14 protein-coding genes are annotated in these 14,381 nt (G+C 64.3%); 1 reads left to right on the top strand and 13 read right to left on the bottom strand.

The window, feature by feature from the left end; all coding sequences use genetic code 11:
- Window positions 1-9 precede the first annotated feature (9 nt).
- The 13 genes from LAN37_04815 to LAN37_04755 form a co-directional block, all read right to left on the bottom strand.
- Window positions 10-1,182 (bottom strand): 2-hydroxyacyl-CoA dehydratase, encoded by a 1,173-nt coding sequence (locus tag LAN37_04815; protein ID MBZ5646528.1) that lies wholly within the window; start codon window positions 1,180-1,182, stop codon window positions 10-12.
- Between the two features lie 23 nt (window positions 1,183-1,205).
- A complete protein-coding gene (locus LAN37_04810; GenBank protein MBZ5646527.1) occupies window positions 1,206-1,976 on the bottom strand; it encodes an SDR family oxidoreductase in 771 nt (256 codons plus the stop codon).
- Complete coding sequence (locus LAN37_04805) at window positions 1,973-2,869, bottom strand: amidohydrolase family protein (protein ID MBZ5646526.1); 897 nt, start codon at window positions 2,867-2,869, stop codon at window positions 1,973-1,975. Before LAN37_04805 ends, LAN37_04810 begins: the two co-directional genes overlap by 4 nt.
- Window positions 2,870-3,098: 229 nt before the next feature.
- Window positions 3,099-4,556, bottom strand: coding sequence for a 2-oxoacid:acceptor oxidoreductase family protein (locus LAN37_04800; protein MBZ5646525.1), 1,458 nt, complete (start codon window positions 4,554-4,556; stop codon window positions 3,099-3,101).
- A 9-nt stretch (window positions 4,557-4,565) separates the two neighbouring features.
- Complete coding sequence (locus tag LAN37_04795) at window positions 4,566-5,618, bottom strand: 3-methyl-2-oxobutanoate dehydrogenase subunit VorB (GenBank protein MBZ5646524.1); 1,053 nt, start codon at window positions 5,616-5,618, stop codon at window positions 4,566-4,568.
- Window positions 5,602-5,862 (bottom strand): 4Fe-4S dicluster domain-containing protein, encoded by a 261-nt coding sequence (locus LAN37_04790; GenBank protein MBZ5646523.1) that lies wholly within the window; start codon window positions 5,860-5,862, stop codon window positions 5,602-5,604. Before LAN37_04790 ends, LAN37_04795 begins: the two co-directional genes overlap by 17 nt.
- A 3-nt stretch (window positions 5,863-5,865) precedes the next feature.
- Window positions 5,866-7,197, bottom strand: a complete 1,332-nt coding sequence (locus tag LAN37_04785; protein MBZ5646522.1) for a 4-hydroxybutyrate CoA-transferase — start codon at window positions 7,195-7,197, stop codon at window positions 5,866-5,868.
- Window positions 7,198-7,225: 28 nt separating this feature from the next.
- Window positions 7,226-7,714: a hypothetical protein gene (locus LAN37_04780; GenBank protein MBZ5646521.1), complete on the bottom strand. Its 489-nt coding sequence runs from the start codon at window positions 7,712-7,714 to the stop codon at window positions 7,226-7,228.
- A gap of 693 nt (window positions 7,715-8,407) precedes the next feature.
- Window positions 8,408-10,024, bottom strand: coding sequence for an FMN-binding glutamate synthase family protein (locus LAN37_04775; protein ID MBZ5646520.1), 1,617 nt, complete (start codon window positions 10,022-10,024; stop codon window positions 8,408-8,410).
- Complete coding sequence (locus tag LAN37_04770; protein MBZ5646519.1) at window positions 10,021-10,764, bottom strand: (2Fe-2S)-binding protein; 744 nt, start codon at window positions 10,762-10,764, stop codon at window positions 10,021-10,023. The genes LAN37_04775 and LAN37_04770 overlap by 4 nt, the downstream gene beginning before the upstream one ends.
- A complete protein-coding gene (gene nuoF, locus LAN37_04765; GenBank protein MBZ5646518.1) occupies window positions 10,752-12,626 on the bottom strand; it encodes an NADH-quinone oxidoreductase subunit NuoF in 1,875 nt (624 codons plus the stop codon). Before nuoF ends, LAN37_04770 begins: the two co-directional genes overlap by 13 nt.
- On the bottom strand, window positions 12,601-13,143 hold the full coding sequence (locus tag LAN37_04760) for an NAD(P)H-dependent oxidoreductase subunit E (GenBank protein ID MBZ5646517.1): 543 nt from the start codon (window positions 13,141-13,143) through the stop codon (window positions 12,601-12,603). The genes nuoF and LAN37_04760 overlap by 26 nt, the downstream gene beginning before the upstream one ends.
- Window positions 13,144-13,410: 267 nt before the next feature.
- Window positions 13,411-13,683 carry a TMEM106 family protein gene (locus LAN37_04755; GenBank protein MBZ5646516.1) on the bottom strand — a complete coding sequence of 91 codons (273 nt, stop codon included), beginning with the start codon at window positions 13,681-13,683 and terminating at the stop codon, window positions 13,411-13,413.
- Between the two features lie 305 nt (window positions 13,684-13,988).
- Here LAN37_04755 and LAN37_04750 point away from each other — a divergent pair, with 305 nt between their 5' ends.
- Window positions 13,989-14,375: a PilZ domain-containing protein gene (locus tag LAN37_04750; GenBank protein ID MBZ5646515.1), complete on the top strand. Its 387-nt coding sequence runs from the start codon at window positions 13,989-13,991 to the stop codon at window positions 14,373-14,375.
- Window positions 14,376-14,381 lie beyond the last annotated feature (6 nt).

Genomic DNA, 14,381 nt, shown 5'->3' with positions numbered 1-14,381 from the left:
ACTTTCCTCTCAATCGAACAGCAACGACTCCACAAAGGTCTCGACCTCGTTCTGGAGGCGCTCGAAGGTGAACATTTTTTCCTCGAACTCGACCAGAAGATGAGGGATGCCGGCGGCTTCCAGTTCGCGCTTGTACAGCACGTAGTCGAAGTAGGCCGGCTCGCAGAACTTCGCCACCAGCAGGATCACCGCTTGCGCGCGGTTGCGCCTCGCCTTGGCGATCAGCTCCTTGTGCCGGGGCTTGCGCGCATCGTGGCGGACGGAGGAATACACCGACAGGTCAAGGTAGCTCTTGGCGAGCTCCAGGAGCGGGTCTCCGCTCTTCGGAATGTCTCCCGTGAACCAGCGTGGGCCGAGGATGAAGTCGTCCTCTACCACGTAGCATCCCGCCTGTTCGATCAGCTTGATCAGTTGCAGCGGCGGCTGCTCGCAGAACGAGCCTTCCACCAAAACGCGAACGCTGTCCCGCGGCTTTGCGCCGTTCTGGACCGCTTCCGCCAGCGCTTGCGCCAGGCAGCCGTTGTGCTCCTCGACGGGCAGGAAGTTGCCGGCCCGCACCACGGCGTACAGGTCCGATGTGCGTAGCCGGTGAGGGTTCTCGGAGCGGAAGCGGTAGAGCTGCCGCGTCAGCGTGCGATTCTCGTTGTAGAGGGCGATCGCCTGTGACAACGCCGCGTCGTCCGCGCGTCTTCCGCCCACGGCCTCCAGGCCCTCCCGCAAGCGTGCGTATTCCGCACACAGGAATTCCGCGCTGGCGGGGGACGAGGGGTTATGCGGCAGGTGCAGGAATTCCACAAATTTCTGCGGGAAGTTGCGTTTCATCACGAAGGCCAGGTTGCGCGCCGAATCGCAGATGGAGGAGAAGAGCAGGCCGTCGAACAGGTCGAGGTGGCCGGTCAGGCCCATCTCCAGCGTGGTCTTGACGATGGAGCAGATGAACGAGCCGAAGCGCGCGTCGGCGTGCTGGATGTCGAGTTGGTCGCCCGCGCCGTTGAGCCCCACCGGCAGCATGCCGCAGGCGTGGATCAGCTCCAGGGGCGCATACACGGGAAAGTAGCCGATCACCGGGCGCCGGTTCTCGTCCTTCCAACGCCGGACGGAGGGGAAGCTCAGGTCCTGGATCAGCTCCGCGTATCTATCGAACGTTCGTTCTATCCCCAGCGACGGCACGGTCGCGCTCAAGGTACCCTTCCCTTCTATTCCGGTCAGACCATGGTCAGGCCGCCGTTGACGCTGGTGACCTGTCCGGTGATGTAGCGCGCCGCGTCCGAGGCGAGGAACGCCACCAGGGGCGCGATCTCGCAGGGCTCGGCGAAGCGTTTAAGCGGAATGGCATTGACGATGGAGCCCAGGATCTTCGAGGCGAACTCGTCCTCGCGCATCTCGGTCAGCAAGCCGGTCTCGACCAGCCCGGGGCAAACCACGTTGACGCGGATGTTGTCGCGCGCATGCTCGCGCGCCAGCGTCTTGGAAAAGGCGACGATCGCCGCCTTGGCGCCGGAGTAGATGGCCTCGCCGAGGGAACCGACGCGCGCCGAATCGGAGCTCAGGTTGACGATCGCTCCCTGCTTGCGCGATTGCATGTGCGGCAGCACCACGTAGCAGGTGTGGATCACGCCCTTGTAGTTGATGGCGATGATGCGCTCCCACAGCTCGGGTGTGGTCTTGACGAAGGGCTGGATGCGGTCCCATCCCGCGTTGTTCACCAGGATGTCGATCTTTCCCAACTGCGCGACGGCCTGGTCGCGCATGGCCTGGACCTGCTCCAGTTTGGTGACATCGGTCGCGCAGGCGAGCACGCGCCGCCCGGTGGCGCTTGCGATCTCGCGCGCCGCGGTATCGGCTTCGTCGAAGCGCAGATCGGCGATCATCACCTCGGCGCCGCACTCCGCAAGCACCTGCACGATGGCGCGGCCGATCCCTCGCGCCCCGCCGGTCACCACAGCGCTCTTCCCTGCCAGGTCCACCAGGCTCATGCTTTGCTGACTCCGACAGTCTCTACGGTCACTGCGGCCGCGGGTTTTCCCAGCCCGAACAGCTCGACCGCGTTGTCATGTAGCAGCTTGCGCTTGACGTCGTCTTTCAGCCCCAGCTCGTCGACCTGCCGCAGAGATTCTTTCCAAGACAGGCCGTTGGTGCCCCAGAGGCAGCGGTCGCGTCCCAGGCGGCTGTTGATGAACTGCACGATCTGCGGGGAGAGGTACTTCGGCATCCAGGCATCGACGCCGAACCAGATGTTCTCCCACTTGTAGCAGACGGAGAGCAGCTCATCCACCCACGGCCAGCCGGTGTGCGCGCCGACCATCTTCAGTTCGGGGAAATCGCAGGCGATGCGATCCAGTTGCATGGGGCGCGCGCAGTCGCTGGGCATGGCCTCGAGCACGTGGCCCACCTGCAGGGAGACGGGAACGCCCAGTTCCACGCACTTGGCGTAAAGCGGGTACATCTTGGCGTCGTTGAGGGGAATGTCGAAGCCGTAGATGTGGACGTACACGCCCTTGAAGCCGCAGGTGCGCACCGACATCTCGATCTCGGCCAGGCTCTCTTTGATGCGGAACGGGTTGTAGCCGGCCAGCCCGACGAAGCGGTCGGGATATTTCTGGGTGTACTGGAGGACGTCCTCCAGGCGCGTGTCCATGTACATCCACTTGCGCCAGTAGGACCACATCTTGCACTGCACGATGAAGACCTTCTCGACGCCGGCCGCGTCCATCAGCGCGATCATCTCCTCGATGGAGTTGTAGCGCGGCAGGCCGCCGATGGCCTTCTCCATGCGGCAGACCAGCTCTCCCTGCTTGGCGCGGTCCCACTGCTCCATGAACTCGCGGGTCGCGACGTAGTACATGAAATCGATGGCCGGAACAGGCACCGACACCCCCATAGTTCGAACGTTCGTTCGAAAAATACCCTCCCGCCGGGGAACGCGCTATGACACAAGTCACTGCTGCGAGTGACCGCGGTCACAGGGTGGGAAAAGGGGAAAGCGCCGGAACGGGTACCGGGTGAATCCGGCGGCAGGTATGGATGATGACCCGTTCCGGCTTATGAATCCTTGGGGCCCTCGCCGCCCGGCCTGCTTCGGCCCGCCAGCGTCACTGCTAACTCGCGAACCCGTCCGGCTGGGACAGGGAGACGTGCAGCTCGTGCTCGTCGTAGCGCCGGCCCAGGGCCAGCGCCTTCCGGTTCAGCTCGACATACTTCGGGTTCTTGACCTTGGCCTCGAGCACCGCCTCTGCGGTTGCCGCCTGCAGGCACTCGGTTTCGGCCAGCAGAGCGCCCAGCAGGATAGTGTTCGCCACCTTGGCCGATCCCAGGTGGTCGGCCATGTCGAACGCCGGCACGCAGACCGCGCGTGCGCCCTGCGGCACCTCGAAATCTTCCGGCAGCCGGTCCCGGCTGTAGATGATGAGCCCGCCGGACTCGACCTGCGGCGCGAACTTGCGCAGGGAGATCTCGTTCATCGCGATCAGCACGTCCGGGTGCGAGATCAACGGCGAACCGACCCGCTCGTGGGAGAAGCAGACGTGGCAATGAGCGCTGCCCGAGCGCATCTCCGGGCCGTACGACGGCAGCCAGCTCACTTCCATCTTCTCCGCCATCCCCATCTCCGCCAGCAACTGGCCCAGCAGAAGGACGCCCTGGCCCCCGAAGCCGGCGACCTTGATGGTGATCTCGCGGGCGGGATGCTTGTGGCCGTTCCCTTGTACCGTGAGCGGCTGCCGGTCGATCTCCAGCACCTCGCGGACGGACTTTTGCGGCGGCTCGGCGGACTTCGGCATCTCCGGCACGCGGTCGCGGAAGACGTTCAGCGGAAACACGGGGATCATCTTCTCCGCCACCCAGGCGCGCGCCTGCACCGGATCCAGCTTCCAGATGGTGGGGCACGGCGACAGAATCTCGACCAGCGAGAAGCCGACGCCCTTCACCTGGTTCTCCAGCGCCTTCCGAATGGCTCTGCGCGCTTTCATGATGTTCTTGTTGTCGCTGAGCGCCACGCGCTCGATGTACGCCGGCGCCTCCAGCGTGGCCAGCAGTTCGCAGACGTGCAGCGGGAAGCCCTCGTTGCTCGGGCGGCGCCCCCAGGGGCTGGTGGTGCTCGGCATGCCCACCAGCGTGGTGGGCGCCATCTGACCGCCGGTCATGCCGTAGATGGCGTTGTTGAGGAAGAAGCAGGTGATCTTCTCGCCGCGGTTGGCGGCATGGATGATCTCCGCTGTGCCGATGGCCGCCAGATCGCCATCGCCCTGGTAGGCGACCACGATGCTGTTCGGGTTAGCGCGCTTGGCGGCGGTGGCCACCGCCGGCGTCCGCCCGTGTGCCGCCTGGATATTGCCCACGTCGAAGTAGTAGTAGGCGAAGACGGAGCAGCCGACGGGGCTGATGAACACCGTACGGTCCTGCACGCCCAGGTCGGCGATGGCCTCGGCGATCAGCTTGTGCGCCACCCCGTGACCGCAGCCGGGGCAGTAGTGCGTCTGGTGCTGGAGATCGGCCTTGCGTTCGTAATGGTCGTAAAAGACCGGCGACTTCTGTTGCACCACCTTGTATTCGGACACTCTTCCTCCTCACAGCACCAGCGTGGTGACCTGCGCCAGGATGTGGTCGCGCACCTCTTCGACCCCGGGCACAGACCCGCCCACCCGGCTGTAAAGCTCGACCGGCACGCTTCCGTTCACCGCCAGCCGGACGTCCTCCACCATCTGCCCGGTGCTCATCTCGACCACCTGCACCATCCGGCAGCGGCGCGCGGCGTGCGCCAGCGCCTGCGACGGGTAAGGCCACAAGGTGATTGGCCGGAACAGGCCGGCCTTCACGCCGAGCTTACGCAACTGTTCCACGGTCGAGCGCAGCACGCGCGACACGATGCCATAGCCCACCAGCAGGATCTCGGCGTCCTCGGCCATATAGGTTTCGTCGCAGGCCTCGACCTCCGCCGACTTGTACTTGGCCTCCAGCTTGCGCACATGCGCCTCGAGTTCTTCGGGCGTCAGGTAGATGGAAGTGATCAGGTTCTTGCGTGTCTCCGCCGTTCCCTTCACCGCCCAGGGCTTGTCGGGGATGGGGACGTCGCGCTCCTCGATCTCCAGCGGCTCCATCATTTGGCCGACGAAACCGTCGGTCAGCACGATAGCGGGATTGCGGTAGCGGTCCGCCAGCTCGAAGGCCAGGATCGTCAGATCGCACATCTCCTGCACGGAGGCCGGCGCCACGACGATGTTGTGGTAGTTGCCATGGCCTCCGCCCTTCACCATGGCGAAGTAGTCGCTCTGCTCGGGCGCAATGTTGCCCAGGCCCGGCCCGCCGCGCACCACGTCCACGATCACGCACGGCAACTCGGAGCCTGCGAGATAGGAGATGCCCTCCTGCATCAGGCTTAGGCCGGGGCCGGAGGATGCGGTCATCACGCGCTGCCCGCAGGACGACGCCCCGTAAACCATGTTGATGGCCGCAACCTCGCTCTCCGCCTGCACGAACGTCCCTCCGACTTCGGGGATATAGAGAGCAGCGGCTTCTGCGATCTCGCTGGCGGGCGTGATGGGATAGCCGTAGAACGCCCGGCATCCCGCCTGGATGGCGCCCTTGATGACGGCGACATTGCCCTTAGACAGTTGCCGCATGGGCCACCTCCGGCGCCGGAGCCACCAGGCGCAGCACCGTAATCGCGCCCGGCTCGGGGCAGCAGTAGAAGCAGATGCCGCACCCGGTGCAGCCTTCCCCGGCGTAATGCGCCGGGTGCACGCCGTACTGGTTGAGCCCAGATTCGAGCTCCAGGCAGTGCGGCGGGCACGACTCGACGCATAATCCGCAGCCTTTGCATTCCTGTGTGTCTATCTTGATCGATCCACGCGAAACCGCCGCCATGCTTCACCTCGAATCGGTAGCTGCAAATTCAGTGGGCCGGGCGAGCCACTTGGTGTGCTCGCAGTATTCGTACAGCTCGTTCCGGAAGTTGGGATGGGCGATCTGGATGAGCGCTTCGGCCCGCTGGCGGATGTTGCGTCCGTGCAGGTAGGCCACACCGAATTCAGTGACGATGTAGTGGGCCGCGCCGCGCGAGGTCACCACGCCGGCGCCCGGCGACAGCATGGGGACGATGCGCGAGATGGTGTCGTTCTTGGCGGTCGCCGGCAGGGCGATGATGGGCTTGCCGCCCTTGGAGCGCGTCGCCCCACGGATAAAGTCCACCTGCCCGCCGATACCGCTGTAGAACTGGGTGCCCATGGAGTCGGCGCAGATCTGGCCGGTGATGTCGATCTGCAGTGCCGAATTGATGGCCACCATGCGGTCGTTCTGGGCGATCAGCACCGGGTTGTTGGTGTAGGAGCTGGGATGGAATTCAAAGATCGGGTTCTCGTGCACGTAGTCGAAAAGGTTCTTTGTGCCCAGGGCAAAGCCCAGGATGATCTTGCGCGGGTGCATCGTCTTGCGCCGGCCATTGATCACGCCGGAATCGATCAGCGGGATCGCATTCTCGGCCAGCATCTCGGTGTGCACGCCCAGGTCCTTGCGGTCTCCCAGAAAAGTCAGCACCGCGTCGGGTATGCCCCCGATGCCCAACTGCAAGGTGCAGCCGTCCTCGATCAGGGTGGCCGCGTTGCGCGCGATGCGGGTATGCAGGTCGCTGATCTCGACCTTCTTCAGTTCGCAGAGCGGCCGCGTGTCCTCGACGATCACGTCGATATCGGAGACATGGATGAAGCTGTCGCCGTAGGTGCGCGGCATGTGGCCATTCACCTGGGCCACGACGTAGCGTGCTTTCTTGGCGGCGGTGAGCGAGGTGTCCACGCCGACCCCGAAGGAGCAGAAGCCATGCGCGTCCGGCGGCGATACCTGGACGAGCGCCACGTCGATCGGCATCTCGCCGCTCTCGAACAGGGCTTCGATCTCGCTCAGGAAGATGGGCGTGTAGTCGGCGCGTCCGTCATTGACGGCGTCGCGCACGTTGCCGCCGATGAACATGGCGTTGTGCCGGAAGATGCCGGCCATCTCGGGCGCGATGTAATCCGCCCGGCCCATGGTCATCAGGTGGATGATCTCCACATCTCGAACGAAAGGCGCCCGGTTCATCAGGGCGCCTACTAGCGTCTCCGGCTCCGCGCAGCCGGGTTGGATGTATACCCTCATGTGCGACTCGACGCACTTCAGCGCCTCGTTCGCCGTCGCTAACTTGCTGCGATACGCGTCCATCCAGGACATTGAGATTCCCCTTCCCACCCCCAACACCTTAGTGGGCGCGGGCGGCAACGTCTGCCCGCTCGAAACCGACCGCGGCGAAGTACAGCGCCCGGTCGAAAAATTGATCGACAAGTTGGAACAGCTCGAGTTCCTGAAACAGCTCCACGGGACGGTCGGCCAGTGCCTCGCGGCTCACGTATTCCCAGAGGTGCTCTTTCGTGGCCACGATCATGAACAACAGCTGGCTCAGCCGCACGCCTTGGGCGTAGCGGCGCTCTCCGATGGCCACATAGCGGTGCTCGACATCGGCCTCGGTCTTCTTCAGCAGCCATTCGCCCAGGTGGTGGTAGATCTCAGACACTCGTTGCTTGAGTTCTTCGGGCGGGACCCGCGAAACGTAGTCGCTGGTACGCTCGCTATTCCGCAGTCGTTCCCACAGACCTTTGGCGAGCTGGTCGGAGTGGCCCTCGATCAACCGCACCAGACGCCAGCCCAGCACGCCGAGCAGGGGAGCGGGTTGCATGGGAGTTGCGACCATGACAGCCTCCATCCGAGCGGGGAGCGGACGTTGCCCTCCCCAACCATCACTCTTAATCGCACATTGTCTGCCATCGTGCCCAATATGTAAGTGACTGAGCCCACAGACACTTGTGACGTGCGCATAGTGGGAATTGAGCCCAAAGTGGTGCAGAAGTCAGGGGTGGCGGGTGATATGGCGCAGCAGGTGTACCGCTGTTAACTGATTTGAATCTGACCTACTTACCCCACCGGGGTGGGGATTTTTGCGCCCTTCGCCAAAATATCTGGAGCGACCTTGATGGGCAACTCGTTGATGCAGTAACGAATTGCCCCCGTCATCGAAGCGCGGTGTGGTTGTCGAATTGCGATTCATCCGGGCGGATAGTCGTTATCTAGAGCCGTTGTTGCCACCTCCCCACTGTCGGGGAATCGGGCGGCGCGTTTGAACTCGGGGGAGTTCGCGCCGCCCTTTTTTTCGTCACCGCTAATCATAAGGAAGCGCCGCGTGGGTTCCGGACCGAACACGCGGCGCTTAAGAGGCGGCGAATTCTACGGTGCTGGACGGTGCGCCGTTTCGCGCGCCGTTGCTTCACCGCGGCGGCTGGTTGGCCGCTGGCGCAGCGCCTAACCCCATTTCCCGGGCCCCCAGCACGCGCCGCTTGTGCGCGTGCCGGGGTTAGCGGTGGGTGTGCGAGGCTGCGCCCAGGATCGATTAGTCCGCAGCGGTGGACCTCGTCCTCTTCACTTCGCCGGCCTCGAGAATCTCATTGACCTCGTCGGAATCGATGTCGCTCACCATGGGGATCCCGCTCAAGCGGCTGGCCTCCGGGGTGAGAGCAGCGATGTCGTCGCGGGTGATGTACTCCAGCCCGAATTTGCGGGCCCCGGCCATCAACTGGCGCAGCCCCTGGGCGACGCGCTGGTAGTAGGTGTATACGCCGAGCGCACCTGCCGGGAGCTGGTTGAAGCGGTCGCCCAGCTTCTCCCGCAGCTCGCTGGAGGTGACGAAGATCTCGTCCTTGGTGGTGCCGAAGCGCTCGATGTAGATGGGCAAGTTCTGCGCCTCGATGGCGTTGCCGATGGTCTTGGCGACCATGGCCGCGGCCAACGGGGAGCGTGCCCACCCGATGAGCTTCACGAATGGAGCGCCCATTGCGAATCCCTTGAAGATCTGGTCTTCAAAGGTGAAGCCGCCGGCCAGAGCGATCGCCGGGATGTGCTCGCCCTTCTTCTTCAGGCGCATCAGGTAATCGCGCAGCAGCGAGTGCAGCTCGATGCCGGGAATGCCCCACTCGTTCATCATGCGCCAGGGGCTCATGCCGGTGCCGCCGCCGGCCGCGTCCACCGTCAGCAGGTCGAGATGGGCGACCGAGGCGTACTTGACCGCGCGCGCCAGGTCCACCGGCCGGTAGGCGCCGGTCTTGAGCGTGATGTACTTGGCGCCTGCCTTGCGCAGCTCCTCGACGCGCTTCAGGAAGCCGTCGAGCGTGACCATGCCCACGCGCGAGTGGCGCTCGAATTCGTGGAAGCCGCCCCTCTTGAAGGACTCGATGACGCGCGGGTTTGACGGGTCGGGCAACACGACGTAGCCGCGGCGCTGGAGTTCCTGCGCCTTGGCCAGGTCTTTGATCTTCACTTCGCCGCCGATGTCTTTCGCGCCCTGGCCCCACTTCAGCTCGACCGAGCGTACGCCCAGCTTCTTGAGGGCGTATTCCTGCACGCCAAGCATGGTGTCCTCGACGTTGGCCTGGACGTACACCTCGCCGTAGCCGTCGCTCTGCCAGTCACGGAAACACTTCACGCGCCAGTCCAGGTCGACGCTCGAGGTGACCTTGCCAGCGGCGAACGCGGACTCCATGTCCATGCCCACGACGTTCTCGCCGATGGCGATGCCGGTGCCGCTGATGGCAGCGCCGGCCGCCAGGCCCGGCCAGTTGTTCTTGGCCACGTTGGTCGAGCCCATGGCGGCGATGGTGAACGGCAGCTTCTGGTGGATCCCGCCGTCATGCCCTAACCTTACCTCGAGATTCACGTTGGGGAAGAGGGCCTTGTTGGAGTCCGGCTCGATGCCCCATGCGCCGGCAGCCCGGCCGAGGATGGTGAAGTGCGAGAGATCGACCGGGTAATCCTTCGTGGCGGCGGTGGTGATGATCCCGAAGGGCTGGGGATAGATCATTTCCGCGCCGCGATAGGCCGACTTGCCGATCTCGCACATGCCGATGCAGCCATCGACGCAGGTGGCGCACATGCCGCTGATGGGAACGACCGCGTCTTCCGTGCGGTTCTTCGTCAAGGTGGCCGCGGATGAATTCAGGCGCGTGTAGCTCATTTGGTTTCTCCTGTTAAAGTCAGAATCTTTTCCGGATTGCGTTTCACCTGGACGTCATGGCGCAGGGGGCCAGCCAGCTCGCAGGCGTGGCACGGATCGAGGAAGCACATCGCGTCCTCGTAACTCTGGAAACAGACGGGCGCGAAATTCAGGCAGCCGCTGCACAGCGTGCTCTCGGCCTGCGGCCCGGCGCAGCGCGATTCGCACACCGGGCAGATGTACAGGCAGGCGCCGCACTGGCGGCAGCGGTCGCTGGTCATGTCGAAGGGCCGGTGCACCATGCGGTCCTTGCCGCGCCCCGAGAAGCCGATGGCGCCGGCCATCATCTGCTGCTCGCACATGCGGACGCACAGGCCGCACTGGATGCAGCGCTCGTCTTTGCGCTGGTGGCGGCATTCCCGCACCCCGTACTGCGCGCACAGGTCCTGGATGCGCTTCGACGATGGGCAGGTGGCCACGTACATCTCCAGCAGGAGCCGCCGCGCCCGCTCCACGCGTTCCGAGTGGGTCCAGACCACCAGGCCGTCGTCGGCGGGAAGCGTGCACGCGCTGAGCAGCTTGGAGACCCCGTTGCCGCCGCGGCTAGCCTCGACCAGGCACAGCCGGCACGCGCCGGCGGGAGCCAGGCCGTCGTCGTGACACAGGGTGGGGATGGGCAGACCCAGGAAGCGCGCCGCTTCCAGCACGGTCGTGCCGCGTTCGACCTCGAGCGGAATGCCGTTGAGCGTCAGTTTAGGCACGGGATTGCTCCTGTGGATACCAGCACTGCCTTGGGTTGGCAGACTTCCAGGCAGGCGCCGCAGCGCAGACACTTGCCGTTGTCGATCTTGTGGGTTTTCTTCTTCTCGCCGAGGATGGAGTTGCTGGCGCATACCTTGACGCAAGCGCCGCAACCGTCGCACAGAACCTCGTCGATCTCGTAGTAGATGAGTTCCTTGCACACCTTTGCTTTGCACTTCTTTTCGCGGATGTGTTCCAGGTACTCGTCGCGGAAGTAGCGCAGCGTGGTTAGCACCGGGTTGGCGGCGGTCTGGCCCAGGGCGCAGAGCGAAGCCTGCTGCATCAGCCAGCCCAGGTCTTCGAGCAGAGGCAGGTCTTCTTCCTTGCCCTGGCCGCGGCAGATGCGCTCCAGGATCGCCTTCATGCGCTGCGTCCCTTCGCGGCAGGGGAAACACTGGCCGCAGGACTCGTCCTCGAGGAACTCCATGAAGTAACGGGCGATGTCCACCATGCAGGTGGTCTCGTCCATCACCACCATGCCGCCGGAGCCCATCATCGAGCCCGCCTTGGTGAGCTGCTCGTAGTCGATGGGCAGGTCGATCAGATCCGCCGGGATGCATCCGCCCGAGGGCCCGCCGATCTGGATGGCCTTCAGCTTCTTGCCATTGGGGATGCCGCCGCCGATCTCGTAGATCATCTTGCGCAGCGTGATCCCCATGGGCACTTCGACCAAGCCGGTGTTGTTGATCTTTCCCACCAGGGAGAAGACCATCGTGCCCTTGCTCTTCTCCGTGCCGATGCTGGCGTACCATTCGGCGCCGCGGTTGATGACCACGGGCACGCTGGCCCAGGTCTTCACGTTGTTGATCACCGTCGGCCGGCCCCACAGGCCCTTCTGCGCCGGGTACGGCGGACGCGGATGCGGCTCGCCCACGCGTCCTTCCAGGGAGGCGATCAACGCTGTCTCTTCGCCGCAAACGAATGCGCCCGCCCCCTGCACTACGACGATGTGGAATTTCATCCCCGTGCCCAGGATGTTGTCGCCCAGCAGGCCGTACTGCTCCGCTTGCTGGATGGCGTGGCGCAGGTGCTCGACGGCCAGCGGATACTCCGCGCGCACGTACACGTAGCCTTCTTCGGCTCCCATCGCGAACGCGCCGATGATCATCCCCTCGACTACGCTATGCGGATTGCCTTCCAGGAGACTGCGATCCATGAAAGCGCCGGGGTCGCCCTCGTCGCCGTTGCAGATGAGGTAGCGGGGAGCCGGGTTCTGCCGGCAAACGCCCCACTTCACGCCCGTGGGGAAGCCCGCGCCGCCGCGTCCACGCAGGCCGGAGCGCGTCACCTCGTCCACCACCTGCTGGGCCTGCATTCCGCCTAGCACCTTCGCCAGCGCGGAGTAGCCGCCCACCAGGAGGTAGTCCTCGATGCTCTTGGGGTCGATCCTGCCGTTATTGCCGAAGAGCACGCGCTGCTGCTTGGCGTAGAACGGGACTTCATCCTCGGTGCTGACCCTCTTGCCCGAAGCCGGATCGACGTACAGCAGTTTCTCGACCGGAACCCTTCCATTGCTTACGCTGGCGACCAGGGCGTTGACATCGCGCAGGCTCACTTGGTTGTAGAAGGTGCCCTCCGGCCAGACGATCATCAGCGGGCCACGTTCGCAGAAGCCGTGACAGCCGGTGCTCTTGACGTCGATCTTTCCCTCGAGAGCGCGCTTCGCTAGTTCCTTGCGCAGGCCGTCGAGCACGTCGTGGGCGCCCGCGGCGCTACAGCCGCTGCCCGCGCACACGGTCAGGCAGGGCCGCTTGGGATCGCGCTCGGCGCCGCAACGGCTGCGGTAGGACTCTAATTCATTGAGTGAGTTCAGCCGTGGCATTGTGATCTCCTGTGGTCTGAGCGGAATTCGCACCCGCCTTCTCCGCCTTCGGCGCGTACTTCTTCAACATGCTGCGGACCTTGGCCTGGGAGAGATGAGGATGTGTGTTGGCGTCCACGCGCGCCACCGGCGCCAGCCCGCAGCATCCGATGCAGCGTACCGCCAGCACCGTAAACTCCCGGTCCTGCGTCGTCCCGGCTGCGGGAAGCCGCAACTCGGTGAGGATGCGATCCAGCACGCGCGGCGCCCCGCGCACGTGGCACGCGGTCCCCAGGCACACCTGCAACAGGTGCTTGCCGCGGGGCTTCAGACTGAAGCAACGATAGAAGGTCGCGACCTGGTAGACCTCGGTCAGCGGGATGCGCAACTTGCGCGCCACGCGCCGCAAAATCTGCTCCGGCAGGTAGTAATAGGTGGCTTGGATCTCCTGCAGGATGGCGATCAGGTTGGATCTCCGATCGTCGAACCCTTCCAAGAAACGTTCGACCTGCTGTGGATCGATCTGAGTCGTTGCCATAAGCCTTCCGCTCGGGTGCTCGACCTGGGGCCGCTCCAGCTTTTCGGCCACGGGTTGCATTAAGCATTCGCGCGGCCACTCTGCTTGAGCGTCGCCGCCCGCCGCTATCGCCCAGCGCCCAAAAAACTTATGCCGAAGCTGTTGGCTTCGGCTGGGGCGAAAACTGGGGACAAACCACTCGTCTTAATGTGGCAGGTGGCGCACCCTTTGCCACCTGCCCTAAGGGGAATCTGGAGTGGTTTCTTCATGGCCGCGCTCGGCTTTCTCTTATTCCTTCGGACTTCTCCGCCACAGGATCCGTTTGGGTGGCCAGCTGTGCACTTCCCGCTCGAACGCCCCCGGCGCATCCCCATCCCTGGAGGCGGCCGCTACCGGCGCCGTCTCGGCTTCTTCCTCTTGTCTTGTGATCTCTTCCAGGAGGGCTTGGATCTTGCGGTCCCGCTCCGGATCGCTCAATTGCTCGATGAGTTCTGATCGGTGAATCTGCCCCTTGCCCTGACACGTGGGACAGCAAAGGTAACGTCCGTCCTCGATAGCCATGACTCCTCGTTGAGCCCGGTTCCCGACCCGTTGATAAAGACGGTATGAATTGCGGGCCCGCGCACGCGGACCTCGGAAGGGCGCGCCCGCGACTCCTGCGGGTTTGCCAGCGCTTCCATGGGCTACCTTCCCACTTTGGCAGGGCACGCGGCTGTGACCCGTATCACCTTCCAAGGTGACCCATGAGCCAAGCCAGACGGCTCTCCGGCCGGCGTCTCCGCGGGTGCGCCCCGGTCACTCCGGAGGTACTCCGAACTTGGAGAAATACTTGTTGGCAGTGGTAGGCTCTGGTATCTCTGTTAGTGATGGCGACCATGGCAGACAACATGGAGACGATCGCGCCGCATCCGGGAGAGCGGCGCGCTGCGCGTCGCTTCCGCATGAAGCTGCCCGTAACCGTGCGCTCCTTCGACGGCGTGGCCGTCGCGCTCAACGGCCTGACCCTCGACATCAGTGAGACGGGCGTATTTTTCTATGTCGGCGCGCGGCCGCGGGAGCAAGCTCCCATCGAGTTCATGGTCGAGCTTCCCGCGGAAGTGACCATGACCGACCCCATGCGCGCCACCTGCAAAGGCCGCGTCGTGCGCGTGATCCAGGACGAGCTCTCCGACGGCTATGGTGTGGCTGCCACCATCGAGGGCTTCACGTCTTTCATCCGCCTCTCCGGCGGCCCGCCCATCTTCTCCGCCTAGTATTTG

Source organism: Terriglobia bacterium (assembly GCA_020073495.1).
Classification (GTDB): Bacteria; Acidobacteriota; Terriglobia; order Terriglobales; family Acidobacteriaceae; genus JAIQFD01.
This window is presented reverse-complemented; position numbering and strand designations above follow the sequence as displayed.